Consider the following 19,276-nt stretch of genomic DNA (forward strand, 5'->3'; position numbering starts at 1 on the left):
AAGCTGAGTCAACCCGGGTGTGGAAAAACCACATCCGCTCCTCCGCAGGTCGGTGCCGGGCTGTGTCACGATGACGACGCCTGCGATTACGGGGAGAAACCGATGCGTGACGATCCGATGCTGCCCGCACCTGTGGCCCGCATGCTGGAGGAGTACCGCCAGCTGCTCGCCGATCACGGAATGACATGGGGCGAACCCCCCATCGCCTATGTCAGGGTCATGAGCCAGTCGCGGTTCGTGGACGTCGGCCCCTTCTGGCGGGAGGCCAGGCGCCAGGCCAGGGAGCAGGCCCCCGGGGCCGGGCCCGCCGAGCTGCAACGCCTGGAGTGCGAGCTCGACTACGACGAGGTGCTGCGCGGCGCGCTCGGCCCCGTCCCGCCGGAGGGGCTGGCCGTGCTGCGCCTCACACCCGACGGCCACGACCTGCGCGGCCGTACCCGGGCGGTGGTGGGCGGCACGCCGCTGCCGCTCACGCTGCTGATCGACAGCGCCTGCGACCACGCGGCGTGGGTGACGGTCGGCGACCAGGAGTACGAGGTGCCCGCCAAGGGTGCGCGCCTGATCGAGCTCGACACGGCGGCCGACGTGCGCGTCGACGGCCGCGGCCTCGACCTGTCCGGCCTGACCAGGAGCGCGCCCAGGGCGGCGCTGCGGCTGCGGGCCGGCTTCCCGTGCCGGTGGAGCGTGTGGAACGCCGACGGCCAGGGCTGGTACCCGCCAGGGGTGCCGCCCAAGCGCGACTTCAACGGCGTGCCGTACTTCCACGGCGACGATCTGATGCTCTTCGTCCCAGCCGAGCCGCTGACGGTCAGGGTGACGCGGGGCATGGAGTACGGCTGGGCGGAGACCTCGCTCACCCCTCCCGAGCACATCGAGACGCTGGTCGAGCTGACCCCCAAGCGCATCTACGACGCCGCGGCCAGAGGCTGGTACGGCGGCGACCTGCACGTCCACCTCAACTACGTCGGCGACCTGGTGGCGCCGCCGCAGTGGGCGGCCGACTCCCAGCACGGCGAGGACCTCCACGTGCTGAGCCTGCTGGCCGCGAACGTCTCCGGCGAGCGGGTGCTGGACAAGGAGGCGCTGGAGCACTGGGCGGGCCAGGACCTGCCGTGGTCGGACGCCACCCACGTGGCCAGGATGGGGGTCGAGCACCGCAACGACCTGTTCGGCCACCTGCACGCCTTCGCGCCGGCGGCCCCGCCGTCGCTCTACGCCACCGGGTTCGCCGGCGCGCCCGACTGGCCGCCGACGACGGGGGCGCTGAGAGAGCTGCGCGAGCTGGGCGCGCTCGTCGGCTACGCGCACGCCTTCCGCGGGCCGACCGAGACCCCCGAGCAGCTGGTCGGCACGCCCGGCTGCACGGCCAGGATGGCGGTCGTCGACGCGGCGCTCGGCCTGGTCGACGGGTTCGAGCTGCTGCACTTCTCCTGCGCCACGGGGTCCGCGCGGGCCTACCGGCGGCTGATCGGCGCGGGCAACCGGCTGGCGGCCGTCGCCGGCACCGACTCGATGCTGACCTACACCAGGCAGCGCATGGAGATGGTGGCCAGCCCCGTCGGCTGGGAGCGCACCTACGCGCGGGTCGAGGGGCCGCTGACCGCGGACTCCTACGCCGACGCCGTACGGCGGGGCCGCACGTTCGCCACCACGGGGCCTTTCCTGGAACTGCTGGTCGACGGACAGGGGCCGGGCGAGACGCTGAACCTCACGCCGGGCCGGACGGTCCGGGTGACGGCCCGGGTGATCGGTCCCGAGGTGGAACGGCTGACCGTGCTGACCGCCGACGGGGAGCTGGCCTCGACGTCGGGCTCGGAGGTGAGCGCGGAGCTGGCCGTGCAGTGGCCGACGTACGTGGTGGCCGTGGCGGAAGGAGGCGCGCATCCCCGCTCGCTCTTCACGCACGTGTACGCGCACACGAGTCCGGTGTACCTCGACGTGGAGCATCGGCGGGTGGCCAGGGAGGACGACGTCATGTTCTGCCTGCGGTGGATCGAGCTCCTCGAAGAACTGGTGAGAACGGCGGCCAGATTCGACGAGCAATGGCAGATGGACGATTACCTGAAGGCGATCGAGGAGGCGCGCCGCATTTATCGGGCCCGGCTGGCCATATAGCTTTTCGGCATAACGCAACAACACTCTGCGCATGCATTCGATAACGTTCCGTGCATGCCCTCTCCGGAACACGACACACTCAATCTGCTTTTTCGGTCCCGTCCGGCTTTCGCGGTGGAAATCCTGGCGGACCTTTTCGAAATGGAATCCCTCGACGGCGCCATGGCGCACGTCGCGCCCGCGGATTTCAACGACAGGCTCTCGGTCGACTTCCAGGCCGACTCGGTGATCATCGCTGGGCCGCAGCACGACCCCGAGCACGGGATCGTGATCGAGATCCAGCAGGCGATCAACGAGGACAAGCGCGAAACCTGGCCGCGCTACGCCGCCGCACTGTGGCTGCGGCTGCGCCGACCGGTCACCGTCCTGGCCGTCTGCCCCGACCCCAAGGTGGCCGCCTGGGCGGCCAAGCCCATCGCCACCGGCCTTCCCGGCTTCACCCTCACGCCGCGCGTTCTCGGGCCGGAGGCCATCCCGGCGGTCACCGACCTGTCCTGCGCGATCGAACGACCAGAGCTGGCAGCCATGTCAGTGATGGTCCACGGAGACAGACCGGACGTGGTCGAAGTCTTCCTCGCAGCACTGGAGAAGGTCGATCCCGAACACGCTCCGCAGTACTATGAATACGCATATCGTCTGGCCTCGCCGGCGACCAAGCGCCTCCTGGAGGAGATCATGACGTCCACCACCTGGCCCGTCTACAGCCCGTTCGCCAAGGAGCACTTCTACCGAGGCAAGGAAGTAGGCATGGAGGAAGGCAGGGCACAGGGCCGGGAAGAAGGCCGCGAAGAGGGCCGGGAAGTGGGTCGCGAGGAAGGCATGGCGCGGGGGGAAGCGCATTGTGTGCTCATGCTCCTCGAGCACCATGGCGTAGCCGTTTCCGAGGAGGTCCGTCAGCGCATCCTCAGCTGTAACGACCTGGACCAGCTCGCGCAATGGGTCCTGCGCGCGGGCGCCGTCACCACCACTGACGAGCTCTTCGGTTAATCACCCACAACCGCCTTCCAAGGAGCCCACCGCCATTCTCCGGCGTTGGGCTCTTTGTTTTCCGGAATCCACTCGTCATGCACGTGGTGTCGAGCAACTGGATCCCTCAGGAGGCAGGCCGGGGCCTATCTGCCGCTGAACGTCGATTTGTTCAGCTCCCTGGTGTCATGTGTCCGTCTCCGGGGAGGGAGTTGAGCCATCCGATGAGGGAGGCGCCCTGCCGTTCCATGATGCCGGGGTCGCGCAGGGCGTTGGCCAGCAGGGACATGCCCTGGTAGGCGCCCACCATCGTCAGGGCGAGGCCGTCGGGTTCGGGCAGCCCGAGGTCGCGGAACTGGCGTTCCACCCAGTCCAGGAGGAGCCGGATGACCCGCCCGGCCTCGACGTCCAGGCCGCCCTCGGCGCGCTTGTCCAGCTCGACGGCCAGCGTTCCGGTCGGGCAGCCGTAGCGGGCGGCGAGATCGCGCTGGCTGACCCACGCCGCCACCAGGCCCTTGAGCCGTTCCATGGGATCGGGAAGCTCGTCCAGCCGTCCGGTGAGGATCTCCAGCTGCCGGGCGTGCTCGCCGAGCGCGGCCGCGACGAGTTCGTCCTTGGTCTTGAAGTAGTAGTACACGTTGCCGACCGGGACGTCGGCGGCGCGGGCGATGTCGGCGATGGTGGTCCGCTCGGCGCCCTGCTGATGCACGACCCGCGCGGCGGCCGCCATCAGCCGCTGCCGCTTGGCGCTCGCGGCCCGCACCCGGGAACCCTTCGAGTCAGTCACCTGACTCACTATAGGCGTCCGTGGCATGCCGCCAGTATGGGATGGACGAGACGTCGGACTTGAACCTCCAGCAGGGGGAGGCGCGAAGGTGAGGGCATGCACGACGACACGCTCTACTCGATCGGCGACCTGGCCCGACGCACCGGGCTGACGGTCAAGACCGTCCGGTTCTACTCCGACCGGGGGATCGTGCCGCCCGCTGACCGCAGCCCTGCCGGTCACCGTCTGTACGGCATCGACGCCGTCGCCCGCCTGGACCTCGTGCGCACGCTGCGCGACCTGGGGCTGGATCTGCCCACGATCCGCAGGGTCGTCGACCGGGAGGTCTCGCTTCCCGAGGTCGCCGCCACGCACGCCGAGGCGCTGGCGGTGCAGATCCGCACGCTACGGCTGCGGCGGGCGGTGCTGACGGCGGTGGCCAGGCGCGGCTCCACCCCGGAGGAGATGGATCTCATGCACAAGCTGGCCAAGCTGTCCGAGGACGAACGCCACGTCCTGATCGACGACTTCCTCGACACCGTCTTCGGCGGTCTGGAGGCCGCCGCGCCGGAGTTGGCGGGTGTCCGGCGCTCGATGACTCCCGAACTGCCCGACAACCCCGAGGCCGAGCAGGTCGAGGCGTGGGTGGAGCTGGCCGAGCTGTCCCAGGACCCGGGTTTCCGCGCCGGCATGCGCCGGATGGCCGAGGACCATGCGGCCGAGCGCGCCAACGCCGGCGGGCCGGGACCGCGCCGCGATCTCGCCGCTGTCGTCCGGGACCACATCGCGCCGGCCGTGGCGCGCGGCCTCGACCCGGCCTCCCCCGGCGCCGAGCCGATCGTCGGATCGCTCACGGCCCGCTACGCGCGCCTCCTCGGCCGGCCGGACGGAGCCGAGGTCGGGCGGCTGCTGCTGGCGCGACTGGAGAGTATGAACGATCCTCGCCGGGAGCGATACTCGCGGCTTCTCGCGGTCGTCAACGACTGGCCCGCGCCGGAAAGCCTGACGCCGGTGTTCGGCTGGTGCATCCAGGCGCTGCGCGCCCGCGCGGAGCCGTAGCGGACCGCGCTCCGCAGGGTCAGCGTCCGCCTCGACGCGCACCCGGACGAACGGCGAGCAGAGCCACCTCGATGCGGACCCGGACGAACGGGGAGCTGAGCCACCTTGTCACGAGCGACGGCTTGGTGGGTTTCGTGCCACACTGCTTGCGCGGCGCCGGCAGCATCACTGGGGCGAGGGGGAGTGACGCGGATGGGCTTGGCGGTCGAGAGCCGATCGTCCGACTCGCCGTACATCGAGCGGGTGTGGCGGAGCAGCAGCGACGACGTCGGCCGGATGACGTCGGTCGCGACGGCGCGCTGGGATCTGGTCTTCTGGGACCACCGCGGCCAGATCCACGTCGCGATTCAGGGCCCGGAGTCGAGGGCGAGCACGGCCCCCGTTCCCGAGGAGGCCACGTTCTTCGGGATCATCTTCTCGCTCGGCACGTCGATGCCCCATCTTCCGGTCGGTGGGCTCGTCGACGGTTCGGTGGAGCTCCCCGATGCGACGCGTAGGTCGTTCCAGCTGAAGGGTTCCGCCTGGCGCCTTCCCGACTACGACAACGCCGAGGAGTTCGTCGGGCGGATGGCACGTGAGGGGGTCCTGGACCGTGACCCGATCGTCGCCGCGGTGCTTCGTGGCGGGTCGCCGGAGGTGTCCGAGCGCACCGTTCAGCGGCGCTTCGTGGCGGCGACCGGGCTCACACGCGGCGCCGTCCGGCAGATCGATCGGGCCAGGCGGGCGGCGGTCCTCATCCAGGAGGGCGTGCCGGCCCATGATGTGATCGACCGGCTCGGGTACTTCGACCAACCGCACCTGGCGCGGTCGCTGGCCCGCTATGTCGGGCGGACCGCCACGCAGTTGCGCGACCGGGACGCGCCGGAGCCGCTGTCGCTTCTGTACAAGACCTGACCGGCGTTTCCGCCTAGTCTGCCGGTCGCGGGCCACCGTCAGAGGAGGATCGCGCGGCCGGCGTCTGCAGCCGCGACACGTGCGGCGAGGGTGCCTGCCGTACATGCGGGCGTAGGTGCCTGCCGTACATGCGGCGTAGGTGCCTGCCGTACATGCGGGCGTAGGTGCCTGCCGCGACATGTGCGGCGGCGGTGCCTGCCGTGGCGCCCTCCTCGTCACCCACGACGACCGAGGAGCAGAGCATATGGGCAGGATCGTTTCGAACTTCTTCATTTCCCTGAACGGCGTGGTCGAGTCGCCGGACCAGTGGCACTTCCCGTACTGGAACGACGAGATGGGCGCCGCGGTCGAAGCGGGCATGCAGCGCGCGGCGGCGTTCCTGATGGGCCGCAGGCTGTACGAGGAGTGGTCCGCGTACTGGACGACGACGGACAACGACCAGGACGCCGCCGCGTTCCTCAACAACGTGCGCAAGTACGTCGTGTCGAACACCCTGGAGAAGGCGGACTGGAACAACACCACCGTCGTCTCCGGTGACGTGGTGGCCGCGCTGCGCGAGGTCAAGGAGCGGACGGACGGCGACATCCAGATGTCCGGCTCGGCGACGACCGTGCGGTGGCTGCTGGCCAACGGGTTGCTCGACGAGCTGAACCTGCTGGTCCACCCGATCGCCGTCGGCCATGGCCGGCGGCTGTTCGAGGACACCCCGACCCACCGGCTGAAGCTCACCAGGTCGGAGACGTTCACGACCGGCGTGCTCAACCTGAGCTACGTTCCGGACGCCGGCTGACCGATACTCGCGGGCCGCCGTCATGGTGCGGAGCGCGGGGCTGGGCATGAGGAAAGCCCACCGCTGCCGGAACAGCGGTGGGCTTCTTCATGCTCGGCGAACCGGCGCACCGATGCGCGCGGCCGGTCCGAGCCGGAGTTCGGGGACCCGCCGGGCCGTCGGCCCCGGCCGGCCTGCCGTCGGACCCGGCCGGCCTGCCGTCAGACCTGGCCGGCCTTCTCCAGGGCGGTGCAGCAGGTGTCCACCAGCAGGCGGGTCACCACGTACGGGTCGACGTTGGCGTTCGGGCGACGGTCCTCGATGTAGCCCTTCTTGTCCACCTCGACCTGCCACGGAATGCGCACCGAGGCGCCGCGGTGCGAGACGCCGTAGGTGTACTTGTTCCACGGCGCGGTCTCGTGGTGGCCGGTCAGGCGGGACTCGATGCCGGAGCCGTACTGGGTGACGTGCTCCATGGGCTTGTCGCCCTCGCCGAGCGCCTCGCAGGCGGTGATGATGGCGTCGTAGCCTTCGCGCATCGCCTTGGTGGAGAAGTTGGTGTGGGCGCCGGCGCCGTTCCAGTCGCCGCGGGCGGGCTTGGCGTCGAGCGTGGCCTCCACGCCGAACTCCTCGGCGGTGCGGTAGAGCAGCCAGCGGGCGATCCACAGGTGGTCGGAGACCTCGAGCGGGCCGCCCGGGCCTACCTGGAACTCCCACTGGCCGGGCATGACCTCGGCGTTGATGCCGGAGATGAGCAGGCCGGCGGCCAGGCAGCGGTCGAGGTGCAGCTCGACGATCTCGCGTCCGAAGATCACGTCAGCGCCGACGCCGCAGTAGTAGGGGCCCTGCGGGGCGGGGAAGCCACCCTCGGGGAAGCCGAGCGGGCGCGAGCCCTTGAAGAAGGTGTACTCCTGCTCGATGCCGAACCACGACTCCTGCTCGGCGAAACGCTCGGCGATCGGGCGGAGTCGCGCACGGGTGTTGCTGACGTGCGATTCGCCGTCGGTCTCCTCGACCTCGCACAGGACCAGGATGTGGTCACCGCCGCGGATCGGGTCGGGGCAGGTGAAGACGGGGCGGAGCACACGGTCGGAGGAGTGGCCCACGGCCTGGTTCGTGCTGGAGCCGTCGAAGCCCCACAGCGGCGGGGTGGCGCCGTCGGCAAGGATCTTCGTCTTCGAGCGGAGCAGAGCCGTGGGCTCGGTGCCGTCGATCCAGATGTACTCAGCCTTGATGCTCACGGCGGTCCTTTCGGGGTGTTTCTCAGCCACGCCGAGATTCGCAGTGCGCCGTTTCGCGGTTTTTGCCCGTATGTGAACGGCATGTTAATCGGGGCGAGTGTGAGCAAGGTCACCCGTGGACGGATCGGTCATCAGCGACGGCGGAATGAGGACGATGGCGGTGGTGCCGCCGTAGGCGGAGCGCTGCAGGGTGACCTTGATGCCATGACGTACGGCCAGCCGTCCGACGACGAACAGCCCGAGCCTGTCGCTGTCGGCCAGGTCGAACTCGGGCGGGTCGGCCAGGCGCCGGTTGAGCTCGTCGCGTTCGGCGTCGGGCATGCCGAGGCCGCGGTCCTCGATCTCGACGGCGAAGCCGCGGGCCACGAGCTCGCCCGTCACGTTGACCTGGGTGTTGGGCGGGGAGAAGACGGTCGCGTTCTCGACCAGCTCGGCCAGCAGGTGGATGACGTCGGCCGCGGCGCTGCCGGTGAGGGTGCCCTCGGAGATGGGATGGATGGTGACGCGCAGGTAGTCCTCGACCTCGGCCACCGCGCCGCGCACGACGTCGAGCATCTGGACGGGGCGGCGCCACTGGCGTCCCGCGGGCGCGCCGGACAGGATCACCAGACCCTCTGCCTGGCGGCGCATGCGGGTGGTGAGGTGGTCGAGCCGGAACAGGTCACTGAGCTGGTCGGGCTCGGCGGTCTTGCGCTGCATGGCGTCGAGCTGGCCGAGCTGGCGGTGGACGAGCGACTGGTTGCGCCTGGCCAGGTTGCGGAAGACGCGGTTGAGGCCCTGGCGCAGCTCGGCCTGCCCGACGGCGGCCCTGACGGCGGTGCGGCGGACGCTTTCGAAGGCGTTGGCCAGGTCGCGCACCTCCTGGGTGGGGGTCGAGACGGAGATGGGCGAGGAGGTGTCGGCCTCGGCGGTCTGCCCGCTGCGCAGCCGCTCGACGAGTTGCGGCAGCCGTACCTCGGCCACGTCGGTGGCGGCGCCGCGCAGGCCGTCGAGCTCCTCGACCAGCCCGCGGCCCAGCCGTACCGACCAGATGACGGCGACCAGGATGGCGGCGATGCCGAGCACGCCGACGATGCCGATCCTGAGGATGATGCCGCCCGCGGCGTCGTCGGACCTGTTGGTGAGCAGCAGGACGCGGGATTCGAGCAGCTGGTCGAGCCACGGGCCGAGGCGGGTGACGGTCTGCTGCCACGCGGTCGTGTCGCGCGGCAGCCTGGCGTCCTCGACGATCTCGTGTTCGAGTACGGCCAGCCGCTTGCTGTCGGCGCCCTCGAGCAGCCGCTCGAAGGGGCCGCGCAGCTCGGTGTCGAGCATGGCCACGCCCTCGTTCATGAGCAGCTGCCGGTTCGGCGCGAAGATCTCCATGGCCTCGTACTCGTCGTGTTCGAGCGTGCCCGACATCACCGCGCCGGAGATCATCGCGTCCTCGCGCGACATCAGGTCGCGGGCGTGGGCGATGCGCTGCAGGCCGATCGCCTGCTGGTAGAGCTGCACCCGGGGCACGGTGATGAGCTGGTCGAAGAGGCGGAAAACGGTGTCGGTGATGGCGCCGTAGGCCTGGACGGTGTCGAGCCGGTCCGACTGCTTGCCGTCGACCTTCTCGCGGAGCCTGGCCAGGCCCTGGGTGCGCTCCACGACGGCGTCGATGGCGGCGCGCACCTCCGGCGTGGTCACGGTCGAGGCGCGCTCGCCGGTGGCCGTCCCCCGGAACTGCTCGACCGCCTGGTCGGTACGGCGCCGCGCGTCGGCGAGCCGGAGCGCGTCCGGCTGTCCCGCGCTCAGGTAGACGGCCGAATCCCTGCGTTCCTGCTGGAGCGAGGTGACGAGCGTGGCGGCGGGGTCGCCGATCTCCTCGAAGACGGCCGTCGCGGCCGACAGCTCGAAGAAGTCGCCGAGCACGTGCCCCGCCACGAAGGTCCACAGGCCGACGAGGGCCACGATCGGCACGCTGAGCAGCGAGTACAGCTTGAAACGCAGACTTTGGGAGGCCATGGGTCAGGTCATTCCGGTCAGGGGCGAGCCGCCTACCACGGTCGCGACGCAGCGGCCCGCGCCGTGCTCGGCGAGGGTCCGGTAGGGGTTCGCGGTCGAAGGGTCGAGGTCGAACACGGCGAAGTCGGCGCGGTGTCCCGGGGTGAGGCTGCCGATATCGTGCTCCAGGCCCATCGCGCGGGCGCCCCCGACGGTGGCCGCCTCGATCAGCCGCTGGTCGAGGTCGCCGTCGCGGTAGCCCTGCCGTACGGCGAGCTCGCGGAGGGCGGCGACGTCGGCGAGCAGGTCGAGCGAGGGCGAGGACGACAACGAGTCGGTGCCGACGGCGATGGGGTTGCCTTCGCGCAGCAGCGCTGCCACATCGGGGCCCGGCAGGCCGAGCACGTGGTTGGAGCGGGGGCAGAGCGCGACGGAGGTCCCGCGTTCGCGCAGCAGCGCGCGGTCCTCGGCGGTGAGGTCCACGCCGTGCGCGATGTGGCAGGTGGGGCCGAGCAGTCCGGTGGAGTCGACGTAGGCGACGGGCGCCAGCCCCGAGCCGCCCTCGCGCAGGAGGGCGAAGTCGAGTCCGAGCTTGGTGATGTACCGCTCGAGCGCGCCCGTGCCGTGGACGGTGAACTCGCGCTCGTGGGCGGACTCGGCCAGGTGGATGTGGATCCGCAGGTCCCGCTGCCGCGCCAGCGCCGCCAGGTCGGCCAGCACGCCGGTGTCGAGGGAGTAGGGGGCGTGCGGCGAGACGGCGTCGGCCTTGGCGAGCAGGTCGAGGTAGCGCTCGCGGCCGCCGTCGCGCCAGGAGGTGTCGTTGTCGCCGAGCGCCTCCAGGTAGCGCAGGCCGCCGAGCGGGGTGTCGACGAGCGCCTCCTGGTCGGTGACGATGTCGGCGACGGCGGTGGTGCCGGTGCGCAGGCACTGCCAGGCCCCGTCGGTCGCCCCGGCCGCCCAGTCCCACACGCCGTGCCGGAGGGCGGGGTTCCAGCTGCCGTCCTCGCCGCCGAAGTAGACCCGGTCGAAGACCTCGGCCCACTCCTCGAAGGAGGCGTAGACGCGGCGGCCGACCTCGGCCATGCAGGTGTACTGCAGGTGAGTGTGCGCGTTGACCAGCCCGGCGACGATGATCCCCGGGTAGTGGACCGCTCCCCTGCCGGTGTCGATCGCCTCGATCCTGCCGTCGCGCACCGCGATCCTGCCGTCGCGCACCGGCGGGCCGTCCATGGGCAGCACGAGCGGGGCGCTGAACGTGGTCACGGCACCCATACGACGTCACTCCCGAAGATCTTGTAGCTGAGCAGCGCGACGGTGAGCGCGGCGAAGAAGGCCAGCACCAGGTAGTCGGTCCTGTCGAAGGCCAGCTCGCGCATCCAGGTGCGGTGCTTGGCGCCGAACCCGCGCAGGTCCATGGCGTTGGAGGTGTCCTCGGCGTCGATGAGCGCGTTGACGGTGAGCGGGATGACGATGGGTTTGAGGGACCTGAGGCGTTTGACGGGGTTGCTGGTGCGCGGATGGTCGTAGCCGCGCACGCGCTGGGCGTCGATGATCTCCTGCATGCCGGCCGCCGTGGACGGCAGGAAACGGAAGGTGAGGTCGACGCCGAAGGCCAGCCGCTGCGACACCTTCAACCTTGCGAAGGTGACCCCGAGATCTCCGGGCGCGACGCAGAAGGCGATGGGAAAGCTCACCATCGCCAGCGCCAGGAATCTGATCAGCAGCGTCGCGGAGTAACTCAGTGTGGCCGCGCTGACCGCGTTGTCTGTCAACGGCATGGTGAACAGCGGTTCGGCCGTCTTGGTCGCCTCGATCTGCATGGCGTCGGTGAAGACGCTGTTGAGCAGCACCGTGATCGTGACGATGGCGAGAATGAAGATCCAGTTGGCCCTGACCTCCCGCCACGGGATGCGTGCCGCGTGGTAGTAGGCCAGGGCCACCAGCGCGCAGGCCAGGATGACCCGCACGTCGTCGATCCGCGCCACGCCCACGAGATAGAACACCGGGACCAGCATGAGCACGCGCGGGTCACGGCGGCCGAGGAAGGAGTCCCCTCCCAGGTAACGTGGCGTGACGTCCATCGGCTACCTGCCGACTCGGGCGGCGATCGGCTCCCAGACGGCGTCCAGAGCGGGCGTCAGGATGAGCGCGACGAGCGTGTTGCTGACCAGCAGGGGCCCGTAGGCGGTGGCCAGCCAGGTCTCGAAGGCGGAGCCCTGAAGCCACATGTCGGTGATGGAGAAGAGGAAGCCGAGTGCGAGCGCCAACTCGGCGATGATCCCGACCACGATCAACCGCCAGGCCTGTCGCTTGATCCGGCTGGCCAGTAGCGCGAACAGGACGGCCGCGAGAAGCCCGGCGAGCGCGTTCGACACGCTCCAGTGCCAGTAGGTGAAGGTGCCGTAGCCCTTGATGGTGTCGATGACGATGTTGCCGACCAGACCGGTGAAGAGGCCGACGATGGGGCCGAAGCGGATCCCGAAGAACATCACCAAGGCGAAGGCGGGACGGACGTCGACCAACTGGGTGCCGGGGATGGTGAAGCTGATGAGGCCGAGCACCGCGTAGAGCGCCGCGCCGACGGCCGCGAACACCACGACCCTGGAGTTGATCTCCCACAGGGGTGGGCGTGGTGATACTGCCTCTGTACTCATGGGGGGTCGAGTCCTTCCTCACTGGGGGGTCAGGCGCGCTAATTGGAAGGGGTGCGGGATGGTTCCCGTTCCGGGGAGGCGGTCGCGGACGGCTCGGACCAGGCTGGTCGCGCGCAGGCCCGATTCGGCCCACAGCTCCTCGCGGTGGGCCAGTTCGGCGGGGGGCGCGTCCGCGACGATCCGCCCCCCGTCGACGATCACGATCCGGTCGGCCGAGGTGAGCGCCAGATCGACGTCGTGGGTGATGAAGTAGACGCTGCGCATGCCGCCGAGCACGCGCTCCATGAACGTCGTGGTGGTGTGCAGGTCCTGCCCGGCGGTCGGCTCGTCGAGGATGAGCGTCTCGGGCCGCATGGCCAGCGCGAGGGCGACGGTGAGGCGGCGCTGCTGGCCGTAGGACAGGGTGTGCGGCGAGCGTCGCATGATGTCGGGCTCGTGGTGCAGCAGCATGGCGGTCAGCGCCGCCTCGGCGGTCTCGGCGATCTGGTCGGCGCTCCACCCCAGGTTGCGGGGCCCGAAGGCGAGCTCCTCGGCGACGGTGGCGGAGAACAGCGCCTGGCTGGGGTTCTGGAAGACGTAGCCGAAGGTGGTGGCCAGGCTCAGCGTCGAGCGCCGGTCGACCGGTTCGCCGTCGACCAGCACCCGGCCCGCGGAGGGCTCGATCAGCCGGACGGCGGCGCGCAGCAGCGTGGACTTGCCCGCGCCGTTGCGGCCCAGCACCGCGATCCGTTCGGCCGCCCCGAGCGCCAGGTCGACCTCGCGCAGGACGGGCCGCGGGCCGTACCCGAGGGTGACCCGCTGGTAGTGCAGCCTGGCCGGGCCGCCGGGGGGCGCGGCGCGTGGCAGGGCGGGCACCTCGGGCAGCTCGTCCGCCCTGGCGACCAGTGCCTCGAAGGGGAGCTTGACGTGCGCGACGGGGGCTTCGCGCAGGAAGCCGGTCACGTCGCCGGTGTAGCGGGGCCGGCCGCCCTCCAGGTAGAGCACCTGGGTGGGGCCGAACTCCAGCAGCTCCTCGACCCGGTGCTCGACCACCACGGCCGCGCCGCCGTCGTCGACGAACCGGCGCAGCTCGGTCAGCAGGTGGCGGCTGGCGGCGGGGTCGAGGTTGGCCAGGGGCTCGTCGACCACGACCACCCGTGGCCGCATGACCAGCACGCCCGCGAAGGCCACCATCTGCAGCTCGCCGCCGCTCAGCTCGTGGGTGGCGCGGCCGAGCAGGTGGGTGATGCCGACCCTGGCGGTGACCTCCTCGATGCGGGCGCGGATCTCGGCTCGGGGCAGCCCGAGGTTCTCGGGGCCGAAGGCGAGCTCGGAGAAGACGGTCGCGCCGACGATCTGCTTGTGGGGGTCCTGCAGGAGCGTGCCCACGACGGTGGACAGCTGCCGGATCGTCTGGTCGGCGACGGGCGCGCCGCCGACGTTGACCTGCCCGGTCACCTCGGCCCGGTAGGAGTGCGGGACCAGGCCGTTGACCATGCGCAGCAGCGTGCTCTTGCCACCTCCCGAGGGGCCGCTAACCAGGGCGAAATCGCCCGCGGCCACCTGGAGCGAGACGTCGCTGAGCACCTGCAGGCCGGTCGCGCGGTAGCGGACGGCGGCGTCGCGGATGTCGATGATCACTGGTCGAGCTCCAGTCCGAGCGCGTCGAGCTTCAGCCTGGCCACCCGCTCGTCGAGCGCGTCGGGCAGCGGGTGCAGTCCGGGTGGCAGGTCGTGGGTGAGCAGGTGGCCGACGGCGAGGGCCTGCAGCGACAGGGACAGGTCCATGATCTCGATCGGGTTGCCCTCGGCGGCCGCGCAGTTGACGCACTCGCCGTCGGCCAGCAGCCGGTAGGGGCCCGCGACGCCGGGCTCGACCTCGTCGCGCACCCCGCCAGCCACCGCCACGACCGCGCCGGCCCTGAGCGCCTCCAGGTGCTGCCGCCTGATCGTGTACGGCTCGCCGGTCGCGGAGAACACCAGGTCGGCCTCGGCGCACGCGGCGAGGAGCCGGCGCACCTCGTAGCCGTCGTGGAAGGCGCGCAGCGCGGCGAGCGCGTCGACCTCGCTCACGATCACCCGGGCGCCGAGCGCGGCCGCGTAGCGGGCGACGCCCTGGCCGACGTGGCCGTAGCCGGCGACGGCGACGGTCGCTCCGTCGAGGTCGAGGCCGGTCAGGTCGAGGGCGGCCATCACGCACGACTGTCCCGTGCCGTGGACGTTGTCGAACAGGTACTTGGAGCGGGCGTCGTTGACGGCGATGACCGGGATGCGCAGGGGGGTGCGCCGCAGGGCGCGCAGCCCGCTGGTGGTCTCCTCGGCCGCGCCCTTCAGCGTGGCGAGCCGGTTCTCGGCGTGGGCCAGCGTGATGACCCGGGCGCCGTCGTCCACCAGCACGTCGAGCCGCTGGCCGAGCATCCTCCTGGCCAGCTCGTCGTCCTCGGCGCGGCCGGCGTCGGAGCGGGCCAGCACGGCGACGCCCTCGTGGACGAGCGCGGCGGCCACGTCGTCCATGGTCTCCCTGCCGGGACAGGTGACGATGACGTCGGCCCCGGCGTCCCTGAGCGTCAGGGCCAGGTTGGCGGTCTTGGGCTCCAGGACCAGGACCAGGCCGATCCGAACGCCGTGGAGGGACAGCCCCGAGCGGAGCGCGGCCATGACCGGCATGAACCGGCGTGCCCACGCGATCTTCTCCAGCCCTTCGGACCACCGCTCGGGGTACCTGATGTCGGTTAACACGTCAGGTCCACCACGAACAGGCGGCCCTGCGCCAGGACCCCGTCACGCATCCGCTCGCCGTCGCCCGGCCGGGTGGTCGCCAGGATCGCGCCGGGCCGCAGCGCGGCCCGGTCGACGTCGTCGCCGATCACGAGGTCGGCCTCGGCGAGCGCGGTGCCGGGGTGGGCGCCCATGGCGCGCAGGCGGGAGGCCAGTCCTGGCACGTCGCCCACGATCGATACGCGCTTGCCCGCCATGAGGAGGTTCGTGCGCCGCAGGATGGTCTGGATGACGACCTGGGCGGCAGGTAGCGGGGTCAATGGTCTCCGTCCGAAATCGCAGGTTCCGATTAAAGGGGAGATCAGGGGCTGACGGCAAGGAAGAGAAAGGCCCCGAAAAGCACCAGGTGGACGGTTCCCTGCATGAGTGTCGCTCTTCCCGGGGCGACGGTCAGAGTTGTTATCACCACCGTCAGTGCCAGCAGCACCATCTGGAGCGGTCCAAGGCCGAGGGCGAGACTGTCGCCGGTCAGCAGCGAGACGACCGCGATCGCCGGAATGGTCAGCCCGATGCTCGCCAGAGCGGAGCCGAGCGCGAGGTTGAAGCTGTTCTGCACCCTGTTGCGGGCCGCGGCGCGCACCGCCGCCACCGTCTCGGGCAGCAGGACCAGCAAGGCGATCGTTACGCCGACCGTGGTGCGCGGCGCGCCGATCGCCGCGATGCTCTCCTCGATGGCCGGAGAGACGGTCTTGGCCAGTCCCACGACGCTGACCAGGCAGATCAGCATCAGGCCGAGGCTGATCAGGGCGGTGCGCCGGGTGGGCGGGTCGGCGTGCTCCTCGGACGGGCGCCCCTCGCCGCCGGCCTGGACCGGCAGGAAGTAGTCGCGGTGGCGGACGGTCTGCATGAAGACGAACACGCCGTAGAGGACCAGCGAGGCGATGCCCGCGAAGGCCAGCTGCGCGGCCGAGTACGTCGGTCCCGGCGTGGCGAGCGTGAAGTTCGGCAGGACCAGCGCGAGCGTGGCCACGGCGCTCAGCGTCGCCAGCGCGGCGGTGACGCCGTCGACCCTGAACTCCAGCACGTGGTGCTTCAGCGCGCCCACCAGCAGACACAGGCCCATCACGCCGTTGCAGACGATCATGAAGGCGGAGAACACGGTGTCGCGCGCCAGGGACTCCGCACCCGCGCCGCCCGCGCTCATCAGGATGACGATGAGCCCCACCTCGATGACGGTGACGGCGATGGCCAGGATCAGCGTGCCGAACGGCTCCCCCACCCGGTGGGCGACGATCTCCGCGTGGTGCACGGCGGCGATCACGGCACCGACCAGGGCCAGCGCGACCAGTGCCATGAGCAGGCCGACGGCCGGGCGGCCCCAGGCGAAGGCGAGAACGAGGAAGGCGGCGACAGGCACGATCACGGTCCAACGCAACATCATGCCGATCACCCTATCGGCTTCCCTTGACGGAGTGAGTGCTCACTCCGTACCGTGGGCGATATGACGACAGACACACCCCGGCGCCGCGCCCCTGGCATGACCCCCGAGCGCCGTCGCGCGATGATCGTCGCCGCCGCGCTCCCCCTCGTCGCCGAGCACGGCACCGCCGTGACGACCAGCCAGGTCGCCCGGGCCGCCGGCATCGGCGAGGCGACGATCTTCCGCGTGTTCGCCGACAAGGAGGAGCTGCTCGACGCCTGCATGGCCGAGGCGCTCCGCCCCGACCACGCCGTCGAGCAGATCGCCTCGATCCCGATGGACCAGCCGCTCGCCGACCGCCTCACCGAGGCCGCCGACGCGCTCGGCGCCCACCTCGCCCGCATCGGCGCCGTCGCCGGGGCGCTGATGTCCTCGGGTCACCGTCGCGGCGACGCGACCGCCGGCCGGCCCGGCGACCGCGAGCGCTCCATGGACCTCGTCAGGGCAGCGATCGCCGAACTGTTCGAGCCGGAGGCGGGCGCCCTGCGGGCGGGCACCGACCAGGTCGCCGCCGTCTTCCTCGGCCTGCTGTTCACCGGGGCGCGGACGGGCGACGGCCCCGCCACCGCCGATCTCGTCCAGATCTTCCTCTACGGCGCGCTGCGGGAGGAGCCCTCCTGACCGTCCCCGCCGCCGGTCAGGAGGCGGCCAGGTGTCCTCGCCGGCATCGTTACCGCTCCTCCGCTCTCCGCCGACACGACCGGTGACCGCACCGAGGTCACGTCCCCTCGCTGGCCGAGCCGGTGCCGGACACGGTGATCACGGCCTGCGGACCCGCCTCGCCGCAGTCAGGGCCGTTGGGGAAGACGGCCTTCGGCGTGACGGTCAGGCGCCGCTCCACGACGGTCGCTCCGGCCCGCCCCTCCAGCCGTAGCACCGCGTCCACCCTCGCCTTCGGCAGCTCCGCCAGGTCGCCGAAACCCTGCTTACCGCCCTTGGGCCCCAGCTCGGCCGTGCAGTCCGTGCCCTCGCAGCTCTGCCGCACGATGCCGCCGGCCGGGTGGAGCTCCACCCTCGTCCGGCGGCAGGAGCCGTCCCAGCATGCCGTCAGCTCGGCCGCCGACACCCGGCCGGCGAGCGGGGCGTCGACGCGTATCGAGATCCCGGCGGGTGCGCCGACCAGCGTGCACGACCGCTCGGCGGCGCAACCCGGCAGCGCCGTCAGGATGCCCACGGCCGCGACAAGTCTCCTCATGCACCCACTCACGTGCGCCGCGGCCGTGTGGTTCACCCCGGCCTCGTGGCCCGAGCGGAACCCGATACGGTTCTGGGTCGTGATGTCAGCGACGATCCTGGCCAACGGGCCGCGGCGGGGGCGATGAGGAGGTCGACCGCGCTCGAACGGTTCCAGCGCCCCACCCAGGTGATCGCCACCGCGTTCGGGCTCGCCGTCCTGGCGGGCACGCTGTTACTCATGCTGCCCGCGGCCACGACCACGGGCGAGCCGGCCGGCTGGGTCATCGCGGTGTTCACCGCCGCCTCGGCGGTGACCGTGACCGGCATGGCGACCGTCGACACCGAGGGGCACTGGTCGGTGTTCGGCGAGGTGGTGATCGCCGGTCTGATCCAGGTCGGCGGCCTGGGCATCATGACGCTCGCCACCATGTTCACCGTCCTGGTCTCGGGACGCCTCGGCCTGCGCGCCCGCATGCTGGCCCAGGCCGAGTCCAAGGCGCTCGGCACCGCCGACATGCGCAGAGTCGCCCGCAAGGTGCTCTTCTTCAGCCTCGGCTGTGAGGCGGTCATCGCCGTCATCCTCACCCTGCGCTTCCTCCTCGGGTACGGCGAGCCGCTGGGCAGGGCCGTCTACCTGGGTGTCTTCCACGCGATCTCCTCCTTCAACGACGCCGGGTTCGCCCTGTGGAGCGACGGCCTGACGCGCTTCGTCGGCGACCCGTGGATCTGCCTGACGATCGCCGCCGCGGTGATCGTCGGCGGGCTCGGCTACCCGGTCGTCTTCGAGCTGTTCCGCGCGTGGCGGCACCCGGGCCGGTGGACCGTGCTCACCAGGATCACCGTCTGGATGACGGTCGTCCTGCTGGCCGCCGGCACGCTGGCCTTCCTGCTGACCGAGTGGACCAACCCGCGCACGCTCGGCCCGCTCGACGAGCCGGGCAAGCTGCTGGCCGCCTTCTTCGCCGGCGTCATGCCGCGCTCGGCGGGGTTCAACACGCTCGACATCTCCCAGATGCACCCGTCGAGCTGGCTGGTGACCGAAGTCCTGATGTTCATCGGCGGCGGCAGCGCGGGCACGGCGGGCGGCATCAAGGTGACCACCTTCGGCCTGCTGGCCTTCGTCATCTGGGCCGAGTTGCGAGGGGAGTCGAGGGTGAACATCGGGCACCGCCGGCTGCCGGAGTCCGCGCAACGGCAGGCCGTGGCGATCAGCCTGATGGCGGTGGCGTTCGTGACCGTCTCCACCTACATCCTGCTGGTGATCACCCCGCACAGCCTGGACAGGGTGCTGTTCGAGGTGATCGCCGCCTTCGGCACGGCGGGCCTGTCCACCGGTATCACCGCCGACCTGCCGCCCGCGGCGCACCTGCTGCTCGTGCTGCTGATGTTCGTGGGCCGGATCGGGCCGCTCACGCTCGGCTCGGCGCTGGCCCTGAAGGAACGCTCGAGCCGGTACGAACTACCTGAGGAACGGGTCATAGTTGGTTGA

The 19,276-nt window shown here is 71.0% G+C and carries 19 protein-coding genes; 7 read left to right on the top strand and 12 right to left on the bottom strand.

Translation table 11 applies throughout. The annotated features are described in order from the left end of the window. Positions 1–102: 102 nt before the first annotated feature. Positions 103–2,115 (top strand): CehA/McbA family metallohydrolase, encoded by a 2,013-nt coding sequence (locus ABZX22_RS10630; RefSeq protein ID WP_354907399.1) that lies wholly within the window; start codon positions 103–105, stop codon positions 2,113–2,115. A gap of 54 nt (positions 2,116–2,169) precedes the next feature. Further along, the gene (locus ABZX22_RS10635; protein WP_354907400.1) at positions 2,170–3,102 is read left to right on the top strand and encodes a hypothetical protein; all 933 of its coding nucleotides are present in this window, start codon (positions 2,170–2,172) and stop codon (positions 3,100–3,102) included. A 151-nt stretch (positions 3,103–3,253) separates the two neighbouring features. Here ABZX22_RS10635 and ABZX22_RS10640 read toward each other — a convergent pair whose 3' ends face one another. Further along, a complete protein-coding gene (locus ABZX22_RS10640; protein ID WP_354907401.1) occupies positions 3,254–3,868 on the bottom strand; it encodes a TetR/AcrR family transcriptional regulator in 615 nt (204 codons plus the stop codon). 96 nt (positions 3,869–3,964) lie between these two features. Between ABZX22_RS10640 and ABZX22_RS10645 the strand changes: the two genes are divergently transcribed. Together ABZX22_RS10645 and ABZX22_RS10650 are read left to right on the top strand one after the other, a co-directional pair. Further along, a complete protein-coding gene (locus tag ABZX22_RS10645) occupies positions 3,965–4,906 on the top strand; it encodes a MerR family transcriptional regulator (RefSeq protein ID WP_354907402.1) in 942 nt (313 codons plus the stop codon). A 192-nt stretch (positions 4,907–5,098) separates the two neighbouring features. Then, the gene (locus ABZX22_RS10650; protein WP_354907403.1) at positions 5,099–5,800 is read left to right on the top strand and encodes a helix-turn-helix domain-containing protein; all 702 of its coding nucleotides are present in this window, start codon (positions 5,099–5,101) and stop codon (positions 5,798–5,800) included. A gap of 13 nt (positions 5,801–5,813) precedes the next feature. Here ABZX22_RS10650 and ABZX22_RS10655 read toward each other — a convergent pair whose 3' ends face one another. Then, a complete protein-coding gene (locus ABZX22_RS10655; RefSeq protein ID WP_354907404.1) occupies positions 5,814–6,044 on the bottom strand; it encodes a hypothetical protein in 231 nt (76 codons plus the stop codon). Here ABZX22_RS10655 and ABZX22_RS10660 point away from each other — a divergent pair, their 5' ends adjacent. Further along, the gene (locus ABZX22_RS10660; protein ID WP_354907405.1) at positions 6,045–6,590 is read left to right on the top strand and encodes a dihydrofolate reductase family protein; all 546 of its coding nucleotides are present in this window, start codon (positions 6,045–6,047) and stop codon (positions 6,588–6,590) included. A 200-nt stretch (positions 6,591–6,790) separates the two neighbouring features. Here the strand turns inward: ABZX22_RS10660 and glnII are convergent, their stop codons facing one another. From glnII to ABZX22_RS10705, 9 genes are all read right to left on the bottom strand, one after another. Then, the gene (gene glnII / locus ABZX22_RS10665; RefSeq protein ID WP_354907406.1) at positions 6,791–7,810 is read right to left on the bottom strand and encodes a glutamine synthetase; all 1,020 of its coding nucleotides are present in this window, start codon (positions 7,808–7,810) and stop codon (positions 6,791–6,793) included. An 84-nt stretch (positions 7,811–7,894) separates the two neighbouring features. Further along, positions 7,895–9,802 (bottom strand): nitrate- and nitrite sensing domain-containing protein, encoded by a 1,908-nt coding sequence (locus ABZX22_RS10670; RefSeq protein WP_354907407.1) that lies wholly within the window; start codon positions 9,800–9,802, stop codon positions 7,895–7,897. A gap of 3 nt (positions 9,803–9,805) precedes the next feature. Further along, the gene (locus ABZX22_RS10675; RefSeq protein ID WP_354907408.1) at positions 9,806–11,044 is read right to left on the bottom strand and encodes an amidohydrolase family protein; all 1,239 of its coding nucleotides are present in this window, start codon (positions 11,042–11,044) and stop codon (positions 9,806–9,808) included. Next, entirely contained in the window at positions 11,041–11,862 is an 822-nt protein-coding gene (locus tag ABZX22_RS10680) for an energy-coupling factor transporter transmembrane component T (RefSeq protein ID WP_354907409.1), read from the bottom strand. Before ABZX22_RS10680 ends, ABZX22_RS10675 begins: the two co-directional genes overlap by 4 nt. Positions 11,863–11,865: 3 nt before the next feature. After that, the gene (locus ABZX22_RS10685) at positions 11,866–12,435 is read right to left on the bottom strand and encodes an ECF transporter S component (protein ID WP_354907410.1); all 570 of its coding nucleotides are present in this window, start codon (positions 12,433–12,435) and stop codon (positions 11,866–11,868) included. An 18-nt stretch (positions 12,436–12,453) separates the two neighbouring features. Next, positions 12,454–14,055 carry an ABC transporter ATP-binding protein gene (locus ABZX22_RS10690; protein ID WP_354907411.1) on the bottom strand — a complete coding sequence of 534 codons (1,602 nt, stop codon included), beginning with the start codon at positions 14,053–14,055 and terminating at the stop codon, positions 12,454–12,456. Further along, complete coding sequence (locus ABZX22_RS10695) at positions 14,052–15,152, bottom strand: adenosylhomocysteinase (RefSeq protein ID WP_354907412.1); 1,101 nt, start codon at positions 15,150–15,152, stop codon at positions 14,052–14,054. Before ABZX22_RS10695 ends, ABZX22_RS10690 begins: the two co-directional genes overlap by 4 nt. After that, positions 15,146–15,451 carry a hypothetical protein gene (locus ABZX22_RS10700; protein WP_354907413.1) on the bottom strand — a complete coding sequence of 102 codons (306 nt, stop codon included), beginning with the start codon at positions 15,449–15,451 and terminating at the stop codon, positions 15,146–15,148. Before ABZX22_RS10700 ends, ABZX22_RS10695 begins: the two co-directional genes overlap by 7 nt. 41 nt (positions 15,452–15,492) lie before the next feature. Beyond that, complete coding sequence (locus ABZX22_RS10705) at positions 15,493–16,572, bottom strand: hypothetical protein (RefSeq protein WP_354907414.1); 1,080 nt, start codon at positions 16,570–16,572, stop codon at positions 15,493–15,495. 60 nt (positions 16,573–16,632) lie between these two features. Between ABZX22_RS10705 and ABZX22_RS10710 the strand changes: the two genes are divergently transcribed. Further along, positions 16,633–17,232 (top strand): helix-turn-helix domain-containing protein, encoded by a 600-nt coding sequence (locus tag ABZX22_RS10710; RefSeq protein ID WP_354907415.1) that lies wholly within the window; start codon positions 16,633–16,635, stop codon positions 17,230–17,232. Between the two features lie 97 nt (positions 17,233–17,329). Here ABZX22_RS10710 and ABZX22_RS10715 read toward each other — a convergent pair whose 3' ends face one another. Then, positions 17,330–17,806 (bottom strand): hypothetical protein, encoded by a 477-nt coding sequence (locus ABZX22_RS10715; RefSeq protein ID WP_354907416.1) that lies wholly within the window; start codon positions 17,804–17,806, stop codon positions 17,330–17,332. Between the two features lie 123 nt (positions 17,807–17,929). Here ABZX22_RS10715 and ABZX22_RS10720 point away from each other — a divergent pair, with 123 nt between their 5' ends. Beyond that, positions 17,930–19,276: a potassium transporter TrkG gene (locus ABZX22_RS10720; protein ID WP_354907417.1), complete on the top strand. Its 1,347-nt coding sequence runs from the start codon at positions 17,930–17,932 to the stop codon at positions 19,274–19,276.

It is taken from the genome of Nonomuraea sp. NPDC003804 (assembly GCF_040610675.1).
In the GTDB taxonomy this organism is placed as follows: Bacteria; Actinomycetota; Actinomycetes; order Streptosporangiales; family Streptosporangiaceae; genus Nonomuraea.